Annotated in this window: 19 protein-coding genes; 15 read left to right on the top strand and 4 right to left on the bottom strand. The window is 61.7% G+C overall.

What is annotated here, in order from left to right; translation table 11 throughout:
• The first annotated feature begins 420 nt into the window (after window positions 1–420).
• The 6 genes from AC0J5Z_RS07480 to AC0J5Z_RS07455 are packed head-to-tail and all read left to right on the top strand — an operon-like array spanning window position 421 to window position 8,253.
• Window positions 421–519: a potassium-transporting ATPase subunit F gene (locus AC0J5Z_RS07480; protein WP_475038511.1), complete on the top strand. Its 99-nt coding sequence runs from the start codon at window positions 421–423 to the stop codon at window positions 517–519.
• Between the two features lie 6 nt (window positions 520–525).
• The gene (kdpA, locus tag AC0J5Z_RS07475; RefSeq protein ID WP_475038510.1) at window positions 526–2,193 is read left to right on the top strand and encodes a potassium-transporting ATPase subunit KdpA; all 1,668 of its coding nucleotides are present in this window, start codon (window positions 526–528) and stop codon (window positions 2,191–2,193) included.
• On the top strand, window positions 2,190–4,322 hold the full coding sequence (gene kdpB / locus AC0J5Z_RS07470) for a potassium-transporting ATPase subunit KdpB (protein WP_475038509.1): 2,133 nt from the start codon (window positions 2,190–2,192) through the stop codon (window positions 4,320–4,322). The genes kdpA and kdpB overlap by 4 nt, the downstream gene beginning before the upstream one ends.
• Before the next feature lie 9 nt (window positions 4,323–4,331).
• The gene (locus AC0J5Z_RS07465; protein WP_475038508.1) at window positions 4,332–4,946 is read left to right on the top strand and encodes a potassium-transporting ATPase subunit C; all 615 of its coding nucleotides are present in this window, start codon (window positions 4,332–4,334) and stop codon (window positions 4,944–4,946) included.
• Between the two features lie 29 nt (window positions 4,947–4,975).
• Window positions 4,976–7,576 carry a DUF4118 domain-containing protein gene (locus AC0J5Z_RS07460; protein WP_475038507.1) on the top strand — a complete coding sequence of 867 codons (2,601 nt, stop codon included), beginning with the start codon at window positions 4,976–4,978 and terminating at the stop codon, window positions 7,574–7,576.
• Window positions 7,576–8,253 (top strand): response regulator, encoded by a 678-nt coding sequence (locus AC0J5Z_RS07455; protein ID WP_475038506.1) that lies wholly within the window; start codon window positions 7,576–7,578, stop codon window positions 8,251–8,253. Before AC0J5Z_RS07460 ends, AC0J5Z_RS07455 begins: the two co-directional genes overlap by 1 nt.
• Window positions 8,254–8,321: 68 nt before the next feature.
• Here the strand turns inward: AC0J5Z_RS07455 and AC0J5Z_RS07450 are convergent, their stop codons facing one another.
• Window positions 8,322–8,939, bottom strand: a complete 618-nt coding sequence (locus tag AC0J5Z_RS07450) for a hypothetical protein (protein ID WP_475038505.1) — start codon at window positions 8,937–8,939, stop codon at window positions 8,322–8,324.
• Between the two features lie 242 nt (window positions 8,940–9,181).
• Window positions 9,182–9,610, bottom strand: coding sequence for a hypothetical protein (locus AC0J5Z_RS07445; protein ID WP_475038504.1), 429 nt, complete (start codon window positions 9,608–9,610; stop codon window positions 9,182–9,184).
• 58 nt (window positions 9,611–9,668) lie between these two features.
• On the opposite strand from AC0J5Z_RS07445, the gene AC0J5Z_RS07440 reads away from it, so the two are divergent.
• On the top strand, window positions 9,669–10,052 hold the full coding sequence (locus AC0J5Z_RS07440; RefSeq protein ID WP_475038503.1) for a hypothetical protein: 384 nt from the start codon (window positions 9,669–9,671) through the stop codon (window positions 10,050–10,052).
• Here the strand turns inward: AC0J5Z_RS07440 and AC0J5Z_RS07435 are convergent.
• Window positions 10,009–10,368, bottom strand: coding sequence for an iron chaperone (locus AC0J5Z_RS07435; RefSeq protein WP_475038502.1), 360 nt, complete (start codon window positions 10,366–10,368; stop codon window positions 10,009–10,011). The genes AC0J5Z_RS07440 and AC0J5Z_RS07435 overlap by 44 nt on opposite strands.
• 380 nt (window positions 10,369–10,748) lie before the next feature.
• Between AC0J5Z_RS07435 and AC0J5Z_RS07430 the strand changes: the two genes are divergently transcribed.
• The 6 genes from AC0J5Z_RS07430 to AC0J5Z_RS07405 all read left to right on the top strand — a co-directional run bounded on the left by AC0J5Z_RS07430 (window position 10,749) and on the right by AC0J5Z_RS07405 (window position 14,364).
• Window positions 10,749–11,129 (top strand): cupredoxin domain-containing protein, encoded by a 381-nt coding sequence (locus tag AC0J5Z_RS07430; protein WP_475038501.1) that lies wholly within the window; start codon window positions 10,749–10,751, stop codon window positions 11,127–11,129.
• Window positions 11,126–11,611, top strand: coding sequence for a hypothetical protein (locus tag AC0J5Z_RS07425; RefSeq protein WP_475038500.1), 486 nt, complete (start codon window positions 11,126–11,128; stop codon window positions 11,609–11,611). Before AC0J5Z_RS07430 ends, AC0J5Z_RS07425 begins: the two co-directional genes overlap by 4 nt.
• Before the next feature lie 119 nt (window positions 11,612–11,730).
• Window positions 11,731–12,504, top strand: a complete 774-nt coding sequence (locus AC0J5Z_RS07420; protein ID WP_475038499.1) for a hypothetical protein — start codon at window positions 11,731–11,733, stop codon at window positions 12,502–12,504.
• A gap of 133 nt (window positions 12,505–12,637) precedes the next feature.
• Window positions 12,638–13,207 (top strand): sortase domain-containing protein, encoded by a 570-nt coding sequence (locus tag AC0J5Z_RS07415; protein ID WP_475038498.1) that lies wholly within the window; start codon window positions 12,638–12,640, stop codon window positions 13,205–13,207.
• Between the two features lie 43 nt (window positions 13,208–13,250).
• The gene (locus AC0J5Z_RS07410) at window positions 13,251–13,877 is read left to right on the top strand and encodes a hypothetical protein (RefSeq protein WP_475038497.1); all 627 of its coding nucleotides are present in this window, start codon (window positions 13,251–13,253) and stop codon (window positions 13,875–13,877) included.
• Window positions 13,878–13,920: 43 nt separating this feature from the next.
• Window positions 13,921–14,364 carry a cupredoxin domain-containing protein gene (locus tag AC0J5Z_RS07405; RefSeq protein WP_475038496.1) on the top strand — a complete coding sequence of 148 codons (444 nt, stop codon included), beginning with the start codon at window positions 13,921–13,923 and terminating at the stop codon, window positions 14,362–14,364.
• Between the two features lie 166 nt (window positions 14,365–14,530).
• On the opposite strand, the gene AC0J5Z_RS07400 is transcribed toward AC0J5Z_RS07405, so the two are convergent.
• A complete protein-coding gene (locus AC0J5Z_RS07400) occupies window positions 14,531–14,998 on the bottom strand; it encodes a DUF4383 domain-containing protein (protein WP_475038495.1) in 468 nt (155 codons plus the stop codon).
• Window positions 14,999–15,433: 435 nt separating this feature from the next.
• Here AC0J5Z_RS07400 and AC0J5Z_RS07395 point away from each other — a divergent pair, with 435 nt between their 5' ends.
• Entirely contained in the window at window positions 15,434–16,015 is a 582-nt protein-coding gene (locus AC0J5Z_RS07395) for a DUF1349 domain-containing protein (protein ID WP_475038494.1), read from the top strand.
• A gap of 127 nt (window positions 16,016–16,142) precedes the next feature.
• On the top strand, window positions 16,143–16,655 hold the full coding sequence (locus tag AC0J5Z_RS07390) for a hypothetical protein (protein WP_475038493.1): 513 nt from the start codon (window positions 16,143–16,145) through the stop codon (window positions 16,653–16,655).
• Window positions 16,656–16,826: the final 171 nt, after the last annotated feature.

Below are 16,826 nucleotides of genomic sequence, written 5' to 3'. Positions count from 1 at the left end.
GGGGCGTTCAGACGTGGGCAGTCTTTCCGGCGCCCGCGTCATCCGGGATGCACCCAAGAATGTTTGTTCACAAGATCCCCTTTCGGGCGCAGCTCATCAGCGTTACACCCCGAGCCGAAATTAGCACCGACGACCAACCACCGGTGGGGAAGCCGAGATTTCTTGACGAATCCTTAACGCCGGGCCGTTAAGAGCGCGTTAAGATTTGCTGCGTTCGCATTAAGGAACCGTAAGGAACGCCTTTCCGCCGCTTTTACAGGAGTTGACTGACATCAGCCCCGAAAAGGGGCACTGATGAAAGGACGTTCCAGTGGCCGACGTGGCTGTTGTGGTGATTCTTGTGGTGAGCATGGGAATCGTACTGTGGGTGACCCACCTTTTTGGCAAGATGGTGGACGGCGACGGCCCGGTGAGCGGGCAATGAACGTGGATGCCATCATGTGGGCGGGCTTGTTCGTTCTTGGCATGGCCGTTGCAGGATACCTGCTGGCCGTGCTGCTCAACCCGGAAAAGTGGTGACGGCGGGTGGTTTTCAGTACCGCATCCTTCGTCACCCAGGTAGCCCTACTGGTACTTGTGCTGGCACTGCTGCACAAGCCTTTGGGTTTGTATATGGCGCGGGTCTTTTCAAGTACCAAACACGCCAAACCGGAAAAGGTCATCTACCGTGTGGCCGGGGTGGACTCCGGGACTGAACAGAGCTGGTCTGTATATCTGCGCAGCGTTCTGCTCTTCTCGCTGATATCCATCTTGGTGATCTTCGCTCTTCAGCGCCTGCAGGCCGTGTTGCCCGGCAGCAACTCCCTTCCCGGCGTGGACCCATGGGTTGCGATGAACACGGCCATTTCCTTTGTCACCAACACCAACTGGCAAACATATGCACCTGAGGCCACGGTGGGCATCTTTGTCCAGATGTGCCTGCTGGCCGTGCAGAATTTCCTGTCCGCCGCCGTCGGAATCGTGGTGGTAGTAGCCCTGATTCGCGGCATTGTGCGGACCGCTACAGACCGGCTGGGCAACTTCTGGGTGGACCTTACGCGCGCCTCGTTCCGCATCCTGTTGCCCATCGCCACCGTGGCGGCTATCGCCTTGGTGATTGGCGGCGTCGTGCAGAACTTCTGGTCCACAGAGGTCGCCAACACAGCCACCGGTGCCAGCCAGCTGATTCCCGGCGGTCCTGTCGCCTCCCAGGAAGCGATCAAGGTCCTGGGTACCAATGGTGGCGGTTACTTCAACGCCAACTCTGCCCACCCCTTTGAAAACCCGAGCGTCTTCACCAGCTTGTTCCAAGTGTTCCTCATCCTCCTGATCCCGTCCGCCCTGCCCTACATGTACGGGCGGATGGTGGGTGACCAACGCCAGGGCTACACTGTGGCCGGTGTCATGGGAGCGCTGTGGCTGGCGTCCACCGTGTTGATGGCTTGGGCGGTCTCTTCCGGACAGGGAACCGCAACGGCAGCAGCCGGTGGTTTGGGAGAAGGTTTCGAGCAAAGGCTAGGGCCGGCAGCGAGCTCCATCTTCGCTGCCTCCACTACGCTCACGTCCACCGGCGCCGTCAACGTCGCCCACGATTCCCTGCCTCCTTTGGCCGGCGGCATCGCGATGCTGAACATGATGCTTGGCGAAGTAGCTCCGGGCGGAACAGGATCCGGACTTTACGGGATGCTGCTCCTTGCCATCATTGCCGTGTTCATTGCAGGGCTGATGGTGGGCCGGACCCCGGAATTCCTGGGTAAGAAGATCGGACCACGCGAAATGAAGCTCGCGGCCCTCTACATCCTGGTCACCCCAACCTTGGTGCTGGTGCTTGCTGGAATCTCGTCACTCCTCCCCGATGTGATGGCTAACGCTCCGGCGTCAGGGCCGCATCAATTCAGCGAACTGCTCTACGCGTTCACCTCCGGCGCCAACAACAACGGTTCAGCTTTCGGTGGCATCACCAGTTCCGGCCCCTACCTGTCCACGCTGCTGGGGTTGGCCATGCTTTTGGGTCGGTTCCTGCCCATCGCCTTGGTCCTTGCACTGGCCGGCTCGCTGGCGCGGCAAAGAAAAATTCCGGCCTCGTCCGGAACAGTTCCAACCCACGGCCTGTTGTTCGGCTCTTTGCTGCTGGGCGTGACAGTAATCCTGACCGCCTTGAGCTACTTCCCCGCCTTGGCCCTGGGCCCCCTCGCAGAAGGACTTATCAAATGACCAGCTCCAGCACGGCTTCGGCCGCGGAGACCCAATCGCCCGTCTACACCAGTGGCACTCCTGCCCCGGGTGAGCCCGGCCACCACAGCAAGGCGCCGGCAAAGCTCAACGCATCCACGCTCCGGGCCGCCCTTCCCGTGGCCTTCAAGAAATTGGCTCCGCGGCAAATGATCCACTCCCCCGTGATGTTCGTGGTGCTGGTGGGTGCAGCGGCGTGCACGGTGATCTGCTTCCTGAAGCCTGACGTTTTCGGCATCGCCGTGACGGCATGGCTTTGGTTGACGGTGCTGTTCGGCACCCTTTCGGAGGCTATCGCCGAAGGACGCGGCAAGGCCCAAGCAGACAGCCTCCGTGCAAGCCGCAAAGGCGTGATGGCCCGGCTTCGCCTTGAAGATGGAACCACAAAGGAAGTTGCCGGCACGGACCTGTTGCTCAACGACGTAGTCATCTGCGAGGCCGGGGATGTCATCCCCTCTGACGGCGAAATCATTGAGGGATTGGCCAGTGTGGACGAATCCACCATCACCGGCGAATCGGCGCCCGTGATCAGGGAGTCCGGAGGCGACCGGTCTTCCGTCACCGGCGGCACCAAGGTCCTCTCTGACAGGATCGTGGTGCGTATTACTGCTGAGCCTGGAGCAACCTTCATCGACAGGATGATCAAGCTGGTTGAGGGCGCCGTCCGGCAAAAGACCCCCAACGAGATCGCCCTGCATGTTCTCCTCGTCTCCCTGAGCATCGTGTTCCTGGTGGTCACCATGGCCTTGGCACCCTTCGCCTCCCTGGCGGATGCGACGCCATCTCCTATCGTGCTGGTGGCGCTGCTGGTTTGCCTGATTCCCACCACCATCGGTGCTTTGGTTCCGGCCATCGGCATAGCGGGCATGGATCGATTGGTGCAGCACAACGTCCTGGCCACCTCGGGACGGGCGGTGGAAACAGCCGGCGACATCACTACTCTGCTGTTGGATAAGACCGGCACCATCACCTACGGCAACCGCCGGGCCGTCAACTTCTTCCCGGCCAATAACGTAGAGCTGAACGAACTCATCAGCGCCGCAAGGCTCTCCAGCCTGGCGGACGAAACGCCGGAGGGTCGCTCCATTGTGGAGCTTGCCGACACCAAAGGCATCAACGGCCCCGATCTGGCCGGGCTTCGCAACGGCTACGCAGATATTGCGATTGTGGAGTTCACGGCCAGCACTCGCATGAGCGGCCTGGACCTGGACGGGCGCCTCATCCGCAAAGGTGCGGCGTCCGCCGTCGGAAATTTCGTCACCGACGCCGGCGGCCGCCTTCCAGCCGAAGTCCAGCGGCGCGTGCAGGAGATTTCTGCTCAAGGCGGCACGCCGTTGCTGGTCGCCGAGAAAACGCACGACGGCGGCGCGCGGGTTTTGGGGACCGTGCACCTGGCAGATGTGGTCAAGCCCGGTATGAAAGCGCGTTTCGCCGAGCTGCGCAAGATGGGTATCCGCACGGTGATGATCACCGGTGACAACCCGGTGACCGCTAAAGCGATCGCGGCCGAGGCCGGCGTCGACGACTTCGTTGCGGAGGCCACGCCCGAGGACAAACTGGACGTTATCCGCCGTGAACAGGGTGAAGGGCGTTTGGTGGCCATGACCGGTGACGGCACCAATGATGCCCCCGCGTTGGCAGCGGCCGACGTCGGAGTCGCCATGAATTCCGGTACACCGGCCGCCAAAGAAGCGGCGAACATGGTGGACCTCGACTCCGACCCCACCAAGCTGATCAACATTGTGGGTATTGGCAAGCAGTTGCTGATCACCCGCGGCGCCCTCACCACTTTCTCCGTTGCCAACGATGTAGCCAAGTACTTCGCGATCGTCCCGGCCCTTTTCACCGCAGCGTTCCCAGGCCTTGGGCTGCTGAACATCATGGGGTTGGCCAGTCCGGCGTCGGCCATTCTGTCTGCGGTAATCTTCAACGCCCTCATCATCATCGCCCTGGTGCCTTTGGCGCTGCGCGGCGTGAAATACCGGGCGGTTTCCGCCAACCAAGCCCTGGGCCGGAATCTGCTGCTCTACGGCCTGGGCGGGCTGATTGCGCCGTTCCTTGGCATCAAACTCATAGACCTGGTCATATCCCTCATCCCAGGCATCGGCTAGGAGCCACATATGAACACCATTTCCGGATACCTACGCCAAGCAGGCACCGCCATCCGGTTCCTGCTGCTGGCAACTATCGTCCTGGGATTGCTCTACCCCCTTGCAGTCTTCGGCGCCGGGCAGCTGGCTGCGCCTTTCCAAGCCAACGGTTCCATAATGAAGGATCCCGCCGGTCAACCAGCAGCGTCCGCGCTCATCGCACAGGCTGCCGCCGATGACTCGGGAACGCAGGACCCCCAATGGTTTCATGTCCGGCCATCCGCGGTGGGGTGGGACCCTGCGTCATCCTCCGCGAGCAACCTGGGACCCAACGACGCCAAACTTCTGGAGGCTGTGACCACCAACCGTGCAGCTGTTGCGGCTGCCGAGGGCATCAGCCCTCAGGAGGTTCCAGCGGACGCCGTGACGGCCAGCGGATCGGGGCTGGATCCGCACATTTCGGTGGACTACGCCACCATCCAAGTGCCGCGCGTTGCCCGGGCCCATGGGCTGGAAACACAAGACGTTCAGGAGTTGGTGGACAAGCAAACCAATAGTGGTCTCGAGGCGTTCTTGAGCCAGCCTTCAGTCAACGTGACATTGCTGAACCTGGACATTGCCCGCCTCGCTGCAAGCCGAGACTAGCCGCCTTTTCGGAGTGGAAGAATGAGGACATGGCGCGGGCGACACTGAGGATCTTTCTAGGGGCTGCACCGGGCGTCGGCAAAACCTACGCCATGCTCGAAGAAGCACACAGATTGCTGGGCCGGGGCGAGGACGTGGTGGTGGCGTTCGCCATGCACCACGGCCGCGCCGATACGCAAGCCCTCACTCACGGGCTGGAATTGCTGCCGCCACGGGTCATCGAGTACCGAGGAAGCACCTTCGAGGAAATGGACTTGGATGCGGTCCTTGCCCGGCGCCCGCACACAGCGATCGTGGACGAATACGCCCACACCAATATTCCCGGCAGCCGCAACCATAAACGCTGGCAGGACATAGAGGAGCTGCTGGAGGCAGGCATCAATGTCCTGTCCACGGTGAATGTGCAGCATCTGGCTTCCTTGGGCGACGTGGTCAATGCGATCACCGATGTGAAGCAAGCCGAAACAGTCCCCGACGAGGTTGTGCGCCGCGCCGATCAGATCCACCTGGTGGATATCTCACCGGAACTGCTGCGGCAGCGCCTGGGTGACGGCAAGATTTACGCTGCAGACAAGATCGATGCAGCACTGTCGAACTACTTCCGCGTAGGAAATCTGACCGCACTTCGCGAACTGGCGTTGCTCTGGCTCGCCGATCGCGTGGATGAAGGACTGGCGCGGTACCGGGCTGAGAACCAAATCGAAGAAAGCTGGCCTGCGCGGGAGCGCATCGTCATTGGTCTCACTGGCGGCGCCGAGGGCGAAGTGCTCATCAGGCGGGCAGCACGAATTCTCAAGAGGGTAAACGGCGGCGACCTTCTGGCCGTGCACGTCCGCGCTGCCGATGGTGTGGCAGCAGAATCACCGCAAGATCTGGAAGCTCAGAGAACCTTGATCAAGGACCTCGGCGGAAGTTACCACACGGTTTCCGGTGAAGACCCCGCCAAGGCGCTGCTCGACTTTGCGCGCAGCGTGAATGCTACCCAGATAGTGGTGGGCGTTTCCCGCCACAAGCTCCCAGCCAGCTTCCTGACAGGTGGGGTTGGAAGCCGGGTGGTCCGGGGCTCAGGCGATATTGATGTCCACATGGTTTCCCATCCCTTGGGAGGCCGTGGCGTGGAACGCACCAGGAAGCGCGACCTTGGGCGTCTGCGGATAGCCGTGGGATTTGCCATGGCCGTTGTGGTGCCGGTGCTGCTGCAGCTGTTGCTGGCAGCAGCGCCATCACACAACATCGCTACGGCAGTCCTCATCCAGCTCACCGGTTCCGTGGCAGTCGCCTTGGTCGGTGGCCTCTGGCCTGCACTCCTGGGCGCCCTGTTGAGCAGCCTCTTGGTGAACTACTTCTCCATTCCGCCGCTGGGGACGCTGACTATCAACGATCCCCAAAACTTGCTGGCCCTCCTTGTATTCGCGGGAGTCTCCTCCGCTGTGGCCGTGGTGGTGGACCTCTCGGCGCGGCGCTCAAAGGAAGCCGCGAGGGCGCGATCTGAAGCAGCCACGCTCGGGGATCTCACCCGCGGAGCGTCTACCGCGGAAGACCCCGTCCAAGGTCTCTTGGAACAGGCGTTGGACGTTTTCCAGGTCCACACAGCTGCTTTATACGTTTCCACCGCGGAGAGGACCGATTCTTCCTCAGGCGGCGCAGCTTGGCAGCTGGTGGCATCGGCAGGCAAGCCGCAGACTGACCCCGACGATACTGAAAACACTGAGCAAGTTGACCGCAATACCCGGCTTGTCCTCACCGGCAGGGTCCTGCCAGCCAGCGACCGCCGACTCCTGGGCGCCTTCGGAGCACACCTTTCTGCGCTGCTTGAACGCCGCCAACTGGCAGCCACCCGCCGTGAAGTCATCCGCCTGGCCGAGAGCAACACCATGCGGACATCCATCCTGCGAGCCGTCTCCCATGATCTGCGCACTCCGTTGGCCGGCATCAAACTCGCAGTGGGAGGCCTTCGTCAACCAGGTGTTAAGTACACCCAACAGGAAGAAGAGGAACTACTGGCAACCATCGACGAGTGCTCCGATCGCCTGGACGGGCTGGTAGGCAATCTGCTGGACATGTCCCGCATCACCTCGGATTCCGTGAACGCCCTCATCAAACCCACCCGCTGGTATGACGTCATTCCCGCAGCCCTGCACGGCATCACACCTGGCAGGGTCAGGGTAGACCTGCCACCGAACATGCCCACAGTGGACGCTGACGCCGGCATGCTGGAGCGGGTCATTGCCAACATCGTTGAAAATGCGGTGAAGTACGCGCCGGAATCGGACGTGGTCATTGTGGGAGCCGCCGGCGGTCTCAGCACTACGCCTTTGGCTGGCAGGCCAGCCGGTGAACTCCGCATCATCGACCACGGCCAAGGTGTACCCGCGGCCAATGTGCTCAAGATGTTCCAACCCTTCCAAAGGCTCGACGACGTACCTGCAGCCACGGGCGTAGGTTTAGGACTCGCTGTGGCGCAGGGCTTTACCGAAGCCATGGGCGGGACGCTCACCGCAGAAGAAACACCCGGCGGCGGGCTGACCATGTTGATCAGGTTGCCCCTTTCCACAGGCCCCTCCTTTGACACACCACAACGCTTCACGACTCCTGAGATTCCCGTACTGCCCGCCCCGAAAGGCAATTAGTGAACACCATCCTTGTTGTGGACGATGACCCCCACATCGTCCGGGCGCTCGCCATCACTCTGAAGGGCCAGGGGTACACGGTGGTCACGGCAACGGACGGGCAATCGGCACTTCGCTCAGCCGCCCAACGGCCCATCGCGGTGATGATCCTGGACCTGGGCCTACCGGATATGGATGGCGCCGCCGTCATTTATGCCTTGCGGGAGTGGAGCTCCCTACCCATCCTGGTACTGTCCGCCAGACATGGGTCCAGCGACAAAGTGGAGGCCCTGGACGCCGGAGCGGACGACTACATCACCAAGCCCTTCGGACTGGATGAACTCCTGGCGCGGCTCCGGGCCTTGCTGCGTCGCCGGAACGACACCGGCGAAGAAGTCACCACCGTGAAAACCAACTCGTTCACCGTGGACTTGAACAAGAGACAAATCACCAAGTCAGGGCTGGACGTTCGAATGACCCCGACGGAGTGGAACATTCTGGACATCCTGCTCAGGAATCCGGACAAGCTCATTACCCAGCAGCAACTCCTCACGGAGGTCTGGGGACCCGCCTATGCTAAGGAAGCAAATTACCTCCGCGTTTATATGGCACAGCTCAGGCGCAAGCTTGAGAAGGAGCCGGGCAACCCCCGGCATCTGATCACCGAGCCGGGCATGGGCTACAGGTTTGTTCCGTAGGGTGCTGCCATCTTCGGCAGTGAGGTGGCGGCAGCAACGCCGTCGTACGCGTTAGTCCCGGGCTCGCGCTACGGCCAGAACTTTCGCGCGCCGGCTGCGGCAGCGCTGAAGTTGCTACCGTCAATCGCGATGGAACACTCCTCGATGCCGAGCCGCTTCCACTGCGCAAGCAGCCGGATTTCTCCGTCAGCCGGCAGTGGCCACAGCCATAATTTTCCCGACGACGAGAGCTCATCGTCACCGCCGCTGCCCCCGCCACCGCGGAATGACAGCGCCGGAGCGTCTGGCTGATTGTTGGGATCCATGAAGTTGCCCATGCCAAAGACAGTTGTCCTTGCCCGGGTGCCATCGCGGAGCTCAACGCCGAACAGCAACTGCAGGGCCGCGCTGCTCGGACCCCTCACCGGTCCATGTTGAAAAACTGACGAGTGAAGGGCGGACCATTCCTCGTCGTTCTCTTCATCCCGTTGAATTATCCAAGCCACTTCGAACAAACAACCGGTACTGAAAACCTCGGCACTCTTGACCACCAAAACGAGGTGGGGGCCGCGGTGAAGAAACCGGGCGACGTTCAGGACGGTGGGAAGTTCGTCCTGTGGCGGGCCGCCCCAAGGTGGCGGTACAAATTTCACGTTCCTGGGGCGTTCCCCCGGCTCAAGCTTCGGGAAGTCATCGAAGAAGTTCATGCCGTGTCCTCAGTTCGCTGGTGCGACCGACCAGCGGAACGGCGACAACAACTCGCACGGGATCCCCCAATCCGTCCTGATCCGCACAGTCTAGCCCGATCGACCTTGTCGCTCTTCTTCTCGCCGTTCGCCACGATCTACGGACGCTCGATCGCGCCCGCGTCCTCAAGCCACTCAGTAGGTTCACTGCCAAGACATCAGCTGCGTCGTTTGGAACCATCACCTTTGCTGGTGGCAAGCGGTCAGGATTTATCGCGGCGAGGGACCGGCTGGGGCGGGACGGCAGGGTCCGATACCGGCAGGCAGAATCTCAACGAATCGCCCCACGTTCCGTTATTGATGCAGTAGAGAGGCACCTCTTCACCGCCGACGTGGAGAGCGGGCGTCCGCATGCGTTTGGATGAAGAGAAGGTCAACTCAACTGTGCCGTCAGGCGAGGTGCAGCTGTAGGCGGCGTTCCATGGACTCAAGTCTTCGCACGGATTGAGTTCCCTCGATACACCATCCCCGTCCACGTACTCCCAGGTCCTGTCCGTCTTCTCTCCGATCTGAATGACAGAGTTTGGAACGGACCGGGCGTAATCGCGGGTGAAAGGCCTTTCGTCGCAGCTCGCTGCTGTCATTGTGAGCAATGCCAGCAGGGCAAATCCAATTTTGGTTCCACGACGCATTCCTATTTCCCCCGAAGCACGCTGAATTAATCCCCTCCCCCGGTTGCCACTGCCGCTTGTGCTCAGCGTACACGGCATCGTTGTGCCGTTCCGTCGTTTCCCCAGCTACCCGCAGGTCGGCTTGTTCACGTTCCCTGACGGGCACATCTCCTTCCAACTGCCTGCTGGCTGGACCGTGCAAACCGAGGAAGAACCCATCTTCGGCCAGGAGTACTACGCGGATGATGATCACTCGGTCATTGCCAAGATCTACAACGAGACGGGCGACAACGTTGCGCGCATCGCCAGCGGTGTTTCCGGTGGGGTCGTCTCCGGTCCCGAGAACCGCACCATCCTCGACTTACAGAAGATCACCGCTTTCGAGAGCCGGCAGGCCCGTGTTTGGGTGTGCCGGGTATCTAGCCCACATCAGATGACAGCTGCTGCAGCCGCCACGCGATGATCTCCTGGAGGAGCTCGGTGGGCAGTGGGGCATCATGGCGCAGCTGGACAAGGTGCTCGGTGGTTCCATATTCGCTCAGCTGTGCCGAGAAATGCGCGATGGCATCGGGAGCCGGATAGAACCCGAGGTGTTTCTTCGTTGCGGTGAAGAAGAACAATGGCTCAGTGCCGAGTTTGAAGGTGGGCATGCGCCAGCTGATCGACTCTTCAGCTTCGTCCGGCACGGCCGACCGGATCAATTGGTACACAGTCAGCAGACGTTGCCGTACGTCGCCGTCGTACTGTTCGATGTACTCGCTGATCGATCCCGCTGTCATGTGGACTCCCCTTATCGCCGCACAGCCGATCCTATTACAGCTGCACTTCATGGGCACCGAGCGCTGCACGAGGGGGCTCCGCGTGAAGGGTCGTGAGAAGCTGAAGCTGGCTAGAGATCGGCGGCCAGCGCAAGGACATGTACATGTACTCGCGCCTTCCTGCACGCTAGGAAATCACGCTACGCGGACCTCGCTGCTCTGCTGCGGTTTTGTTATACCAGTTCCTTGGAAACTGGAATACTCCTGGGCACCCAAAGACGGGTTTAGCTATTCTTCGGCAGTCTTTCGTGACGGGGGCTCCGAATAGTGTGTGCGGGGTAGTTCCTGATGACGTGTGTCGTTCGGCTGCGTGGAGGACATCCCTTACTGGAAGGTGTGTCATGAGAACCATAAATCGGGTCTTGGTTGTTGCTGCCGCAGTGGCTTTGGCAGGGATGACCGGGTGCAGTGCCCCCAGCGGTCCTTCGTCGTCTGCTGCAACTGCTTCGGCCGCCGCGTCGGCTTCGGCGGCGTGGGAGGCAAGCATTGCCATCAAGAACTTCGGGTTTGAAGTTCCGGCTTCTGTGCGGCCGGGAGCGATGATCGCGGTGACCAACACCGACAGCGCCCCTCACACTGTCACCGCCAAGGACAAAGGCGGCTTCGATGTCGACGTGCCAGCCGGCGCCACAGTAATTTTCAAGGCCCCGGATGAGCCGGGCGAGTACGGGATCACCTGTACGTTCCATCCGCAGATGGCCGGAACGCTGGTAGTGAAATGAGACGCCTGGCGTCATCAAGGAGGGGCGCCGTTCCCCTGATGGCACTGCGGGTCAGCGTCGCCGCGGCCCTGTTCGTGAGTGCCGTGATCCACATTCAGCTCGCACCCACTTACCAGCAGGCCGCCCCCGGTGGCATCGGACAAGGGACCCTCTTCCTGGTCCAGGCCGGAGCGGCTGCCCTGACGGCGGTGTTCGTGCTGCTGAAAGGATCACGCACGTCCTTCGCAGCCGCAGCAGTGGTGGGCCTCTCGTCCCTGGCCGCCGTGATCGTGTACCGGTACATCCAGGTCCCGCCCATCGGTCCGCTGCCCTCAATGTATGAACCGGTCTGGTACACGGCCAAGGTCATCACTGCAGTAGCGGAAGCTGTCGCGGGCGGATTGTCGCTCGTCGGTTACGGCGTGGTTCGGAAGTACCGCAAGCAACCACCAGGCCGCCGCGTTTCAGCGTCCGCGCCGAAGCGCGATAGCGCCGCTGGGTAAGGCATTGTGTTTCCGGTCACTTCTGGACCCATCCTTTCTGCGGTCGGCGCCGAATGCCTTGTGACCCCTATCCTTGGGGCGCCAACATCACACCGCGCGTGTATGAGGAGATCTTTCCAATGAACAAGACACTTCGCTATATGGCAGTACCTACTCTTGCTGTGGGCGCACTGGCCCTATTCGGTTCACCGGCGATGGCCGCGGACAATTCCTACCAGGCCACCCTCGGCCAACTTAACGGCAGCACCGGTGCCGCCACCATCTCCGTTGACGTGACGGGCAACCAAGCCCATGTTGTCCTGAACGTTTCGGGCATGCCGGCGACCTTCATGGACGCCCCGTACCCGCACGTTCAGCACATCCACGGCGGCGCCATGGGCGTATGCCCGGACCCGTCAGCTGACAAAGACGGCGATCAGGTCATCTCCACCACCGAAGGCGCACCGTCCTACGGCGGCATTGTCACCACCCTCTCCACCAGCGGTGACACCAGCCCGGCAGCAGGCTTGGATTTGAAGGTCGGCGGGCAGGGAGCTGCTTACACTGTTGACCGGACGTTCGAGCTGAACGCTGAAACCAAGGCGGCACTGGAAGCCGGTACCGCTGTTGTGGTCGTGCATGGTCTTGACCCCGCGACCCTCAGCGCTGCAGGCCAGGCGGCTAAGTCAGACCTCGCCCCCACCCTTCCGCTGGCAGCAACATCACCGGCTCTGTGTGGGACGTTGACGGCAGGTCAGATGAAAATGCCGGCAGGTGGCGCAGCGACCGGCATCACCCAGGAAACAGGGAATGACGCAGGGGCCATAGCCCTCGGCGGCGGACTGGCTCTGGCAGCACTGGCCAGCGGCGCGTACGTGGTACGGCGCCAGCGCACCGCCAAGTCAGCAGCCTAGGCCCGAGCTGACCGGATCATCACTGTGACAATCACGAAATCCACCTACCGCGGACGACTCCTTGCGTCCGCGGTAGGCGGGCTTCTGCTCCTGACCAGCTGCGCACCAGCAAACCCCGCCGGCCGCTTCGGCGATGAGCGACCCGCCAACCTCTGCAGCAGCACCTGCCCCCTCAACACCTCCGCCACCCCCACTCACGGCTGCGGCCGCGCCCGCAACGCCAGCAGAGCAGTTGCCGGCGGTGCTGCCCGCCTCCGCCCCCGTGACTCTGGCCGTCCCCTCGATCGGTGTCAGTACTGAACTTCTGCATCTGGGCCTGGAAGAGAACGGTTCGCTCAAGGTTCCCCAGGACACCGGCCAGGGCGCACCTGCGAGCTGGTACATCGGCTCCCCAACCCCGGGAGAACGCGGACCAGCCGTGATGCTCGGCCACGTGAACGCCCTCGGCGGACATACCGGTGTTTTCGCCGATCTACAAAAACTGAAGACCGGCGATCAAATCAGCGTTACCCGTTCCGATGGCAGCACAGCCGCGTTCGCCGTGTACCGCGGAGCCCTGTACCGCAAGAACAGCTTCCCCACCCTCGAGGTCTATGGCAACACCTCCGGCTCGGAGCTGCGCCTGATCACCTGCGACGGCTACAACCCCACCACCGGAGAGTTCGACGACAACTACGTCATCTACGCCAAACTCATCAGTTGACCACGCCACCGCCCCCTCGGGACGGCCAACGGACGGACACGACATGAACAACCGACACCAGCTCCTGGCAGCACTGGCCTTGGCTTCTCTGCTGCTCTCCGGTTGCGCCGCCAATGCCGCCACCGACCCAGAGGCAAGTCCTGGGGCAGGTGCGCCGCCGTCCTCCACCACAGGAACAGGGCACGCCAACGGACACAGCCAAATCACACCCACACAAGACACCCCGGCTGCCGATGGGCCCAGCGAGGCGTCCCTGATGGTCTGCGGAGACCAGCCCATGGACCGGCTAACTTCCATTCTGAAACTGGACTCCAAGCCCCACATCATCAACGACTGGGCCGACAACACCTTCACCTGCACCTACCACCTGGACGAAGGCTCCCTGAAGATCTCCGTCAAGGAAGCAAAAGACAAAGCAGCTGCGTTGGAGCACTTCAACGTCGAACAAGCCCTGGCCAAAGACGCCAAACCCATCGAGGGCCTGGCAAACCTCGGCTTCCCCGCCTACGAAACCGCCAACGGATCGGCCGTTTTCCAAAAAGACAGCTTCGTCCTGCACGTGGATGCCTCAAACCTGCCCGCCGCTCTCGGGCCCGAGAACATCACCAGGAACGCCCTGGCCTATCAGCTCTCCACCACCATCCTGGCCTGCTGGATCGAACACCCCTGACCCTGTAATACCTCCGCCAGCAGTTTCACTGAAAGGTTCACCCATGAAAAAGACCGCCAGAACCGGGAGCACACTCGCACTCGCTGCAGCAGTCACGCTGGTCCTGTCCGCCTGCGGGAACACTGGCACGTCCGCCTCCGAGGCGACAGCGGCCCCCACACTGACACAAGAATTCCCATCAGCTCCCCCTGCCGCACCAGAAGGATCCCCCTCACCCTCCAGTGCGAGCCCTTCGCCAACAGCCACGGCTGAAATCCTGATCAAAGGCTTCAAATACCAAGACACGGAGCCCGTCAGCCCCGGAACCACCATCACCGTCACCAACGAAGACATCGAAGCCCATAGCCTCACCACCGACACCGGCACCGCGTTCGACCTCACCATCAAACCGGGCACCGCCACCCTCACCGCCCCCACCACACCAGGGACCTATCAGTACCACTGCATCTTCCACGCCAACATGAAAGGCACCCTCACCGTGAAATAGGCCAGCACTGTTTCAGCGTCCTGAGGACAAGATTCGCATCCTGCTGATCGTCATGGAGCGGACATAAGCACCCTGCCGGGAGAATCCCCTTAACGGGACACCGCTACAGTGCAGATCTCTTCGACAGCCTTCCCGTCACGATCCGAGGAAAAGCCCTAAGGGTGATCTACCGTCCGGTAGTAGTTCCGGAGCGGGTTGTTGCTATTTGACGGCCCAGTATGACGCCCAGTGCGATCATGCCCACGCCAAGAACGAAATGCAACCAGTTGTCGGCGTTGTTGACAGGGACGAAATTGACCGCGGAATTCTGATCGATGACCAAGCCATAAAGCCACAGCACCAGATAGACAGCCCCGCCTCCGATGAGGTAGTTGCGGGCTTGCGCTGGAGTGCGGGCCATCAGGATGCCGGCGGCACCGAACAGCAAGTGCACAATGTTGTGGAGAATGGACACCTGAAAAATCCCCAGGAGAAGGGCCTCGGAGCCGTGGCCGGCGAATGCCAGCGACCCGTAGTTGGTGGTGATTCCAGGGATGAAGCCCAAGACTCCGACGAGTAAAAAGACGGCCCCGACAATTTGAGCTGCCCGTTGGATGATTGTGCGAGTACCGGTGGGATGATTAGTGGATGTCATGGCTTCTCCTCTGTCGGCAAAGGCGGCACTGGGGTCTTAGAGGGACCCTTGTCGTCCCGAAAGTATCAGAAGCCTCGCAATTAAATAAGGCTGCTGCCTATTAAAAGGCGGTGGAATAGTCCGCTCCCCCTGAACCCTCAGCATTCTTATAGCCATTCCCTCCCGCTCCCGCGAAAATATGACCTGACGGGGACGGGGCGGTTCTCCCCCGACAACGCACACCCTGGGTGGCAATTGTGGTGCGCACATTGGCCGCCACGGCACTTACCGCCACCAGCGACCTCGGCAGCACTTCCGCATGCCCGTCATCATTCCGTGCTTGGCACTGGCCTCCAGCGTCCCTTTTGTGTTTCAGCAGGGACCTCTCTCCGCGGTGCAGAAAGAACCGCTAGAGTCCTAAAGCAACCTTGCGATTCACCAACACCAAGGAGCCCAATGCCTACTGACATTCCCTGGAACCGCGGCGAGTGGACCAACCAGCCGGCCGCCGTCGTCGAGCAGGCAGGTGACCTTCTGGTGACTGCGGCCGAAAGCAGCGACGCTTGGCGCGTGACGTCCTACGGATTCATCCACGACACCGAGCACGCGCTGCTCGTGCCCTTCCCGCAGGACAGTGCCATGGAGGTTGAGTTCACCGCCGCGTTCTCCCAACAGTTCGACCAAGCGGGCATCTTCGTCCGCATCAGCGCCGAGCATTGGATCAAGGCCGGCGTGGAATTCGCCGACGGCGCCGCTCAAGTGGGTGCGGTGGTGACGGACGGCTTCTCGGACTGGTCCTTGGCGCCAGTTCCCTTATGGAACGGCGGGCGGGTCCGCATGCGGATCAGCCGCTCGGGCGACGCCCTGACCATCCGGGCCGCTGCGGGCGGCAACAAGCTCCAGCTGGTACGAGTTGTGCCGCTCGCACCTGATTTGATCGCCGTCGCCGGGCCGTTCGCCTGTGCACCAACACGCGCAGGGCTGACAGTCCCTTTTCACTCTTGGCGCGCTACGCCCGCGGATAGCCAACTTCACTGATGCCGTCAGAGCGGAACGAGCTTGCGGGTGCCACCGTTCATGAGATTATGGAGTTTCCTGCAGCCTGACATTGAACAGCGCTGCGACTCAGCTGGCTCCATAACAAGCCTATGGGGGGCACATCACGGTGGAAGATACTGCAAGTCTTTGGCGTACTGACCCTGCGACGTTCCGCGACGTGGTGGTCGACCGCCAAGCCCTGGAAGCTGCCTTGGCGGGCGAGTGTCCTCCGGTGGAGCGCGTCCGGTACCTGGCGCTGCTGGGCCGGGACACCGAAGCCCTGGACGAAGGCTTCAAGCTGCTACCCCATACAACTGACCGCCGGGAGCTGCTGCTCGTCCTTGCCCAGATCAATCAGCGCCAATACCGCTGGCACGACGCCGCCGTGCTCCATGAAAAAGCACTCCGAACGGTCCGGACACCGGAAGAAGAGGCCTACGTTCGCCACCACATTGGCCGGCGGCTTTTCGACGAAGCCCGTTTCCGCGCGGCTGCCGATGAATTTCAGTGGGCCGCGGACCTCTACCGCGTCGCCAGCCAACCTGAACTTGCCGAAGACAACCGCCAAGCCATGCGCCATGCCCTGCAGGTGCACGGCGCCGAGCGAGGCGCGGGACGTTCGGCGTTCGAGCTGTCCTGAATCCCCAGTCCATCGCCTGTGCCGCCAAAGGCGAGATTCGCCGTCGTGCCGCCAAAGGCGAGATTCTCCGTCGTGCCCCTACTGCGAGCCGCGTCGCTGGTCGGCTGTCAGCTTGACCGATGTGGAGCTGATGTAGCCTAGTAAGGAAGCTGACTATTTGAAAGCCCGGGG

Source organism: Paenarthrobacter sp. TRD_SC_7, from assembly GCF_056156245.1.
The sequence above is the reverse complement of the archived record's forward strand: the minus strand, read 5'-3'. Positions and strand labels throughout refer to the sequence as shown.

Excerpts from the sequence above, each read along its gene's own strand:
- AC0J5Z_RS07480 (WP_475038511.1), top strand. The coding sequence starts at position 421 with ATGAACGTGGATGCCATCATGTGGGCGGGCTTGTTCGTTCTTGGCATG.
- kdpB (WP_475038509.1), top strand. The coding sequence starts at position 2,190 with ATGACCAGCTCCAGCACGGCTTCGGCCGCGGAGACCCAATCGCCCGTC.
- AC0J5Z_RS07465 (WP_475038508.1), top strand. The coding sequence starts at position 4,332 with ATGAACACCATTTCCGGATACCTACGCCAAGCAGGCACCGCCATCCGG.
- AC0J5Z_RS07460 (WP_475038507.1), top strand. The coding sequence starts at position 4,976 with ATGGCGCGGGCGACACTGAGGATCTTTCTAGGGGCTGCACCGGGCGTC.
- AC0J5Z_RS07450 (WP_475038505.1), bottom strand. The coding sequence starts at position 8,939 with ATGAACTTCTTCGATGACTTCCCGAAGCTTGAGCCGGGGGAACGCCCC.
- AC0J5Z_RS07445 (WP_475038504.1), bottom strand. The coding sequence starts at position 9,610 with ATGCGTCGTGGAACCAAAATTGGATTTGCCCTGCTGGCATTGCTCACA.
- AC0J5Z_RS07435 (WP_475038502.1), bottom strand. The coding sequence starts at position 10,368 with ATGACAGCGGGATCGATCAGCGAGTACATCGAACAGTACGACGGCGAC.
- AC0J5Z_RS07430 (WP_475038501.1), top strand. The coding sequence starts at position 10,749 with ATGAGAACCATAAATCGGGTCTTGGTTGTTGCTGCCGCAGTGGCTTTG.
- AC0J5Z_RS07425 (WP_475038500.1), top strand. The coding sequence starts at position 11,126 with ATGAGACGCCTGGCGTCATCAAGGAGGGGCGCCGTTCCCCTGATGGCA.
- AC0J5Z_RS07420 (WP_475038499.1), top strand. The coding sequence starts at position 11,731 with ATGAACAAGACACTTCGCTATATGGCAGTACCTACTCTTGCTGTGGGC.
- AC0J5Z_RS07415 (WP_475038498.1), top strand. The coding sequence starts at position 12,638 with ATGAGCGACCCGCCAACCTCTGCAGCAGCACCTGCCCCCTCAACACCT.
- AC0J5Z_RS07410 (WP_475038497.1), top strand. The coding sequence starts at position 13,251 with ATGAACAACCGACACCAGCTCCTGGCAGCACTGGCCTTGGCTTCTCTG.
- AC0J5Z_RS07405 (WP_475038496.1), top strand. The coding sequence starts at position 13,921 with ATGAAAAAGACCGCCAGAACCGGGAGCACACTCGCACTCGCTGCAGCA.
- AC0J5Z_RS07400 (WP_475038495.1), bottom strand. The coding sequence starts at position 14,998 with ATGACATCCACTAATCATCCCACCGGTACTCGCACAATCATCCAACGG.
- AC0J5Z_RS07395 (WP_475038494.1), top strand. The coding sequence starts at position 15,434 with ATGCCTACTGACATTCCCTGGAACCGCGGCGAGTGGACCAACCAGCCG.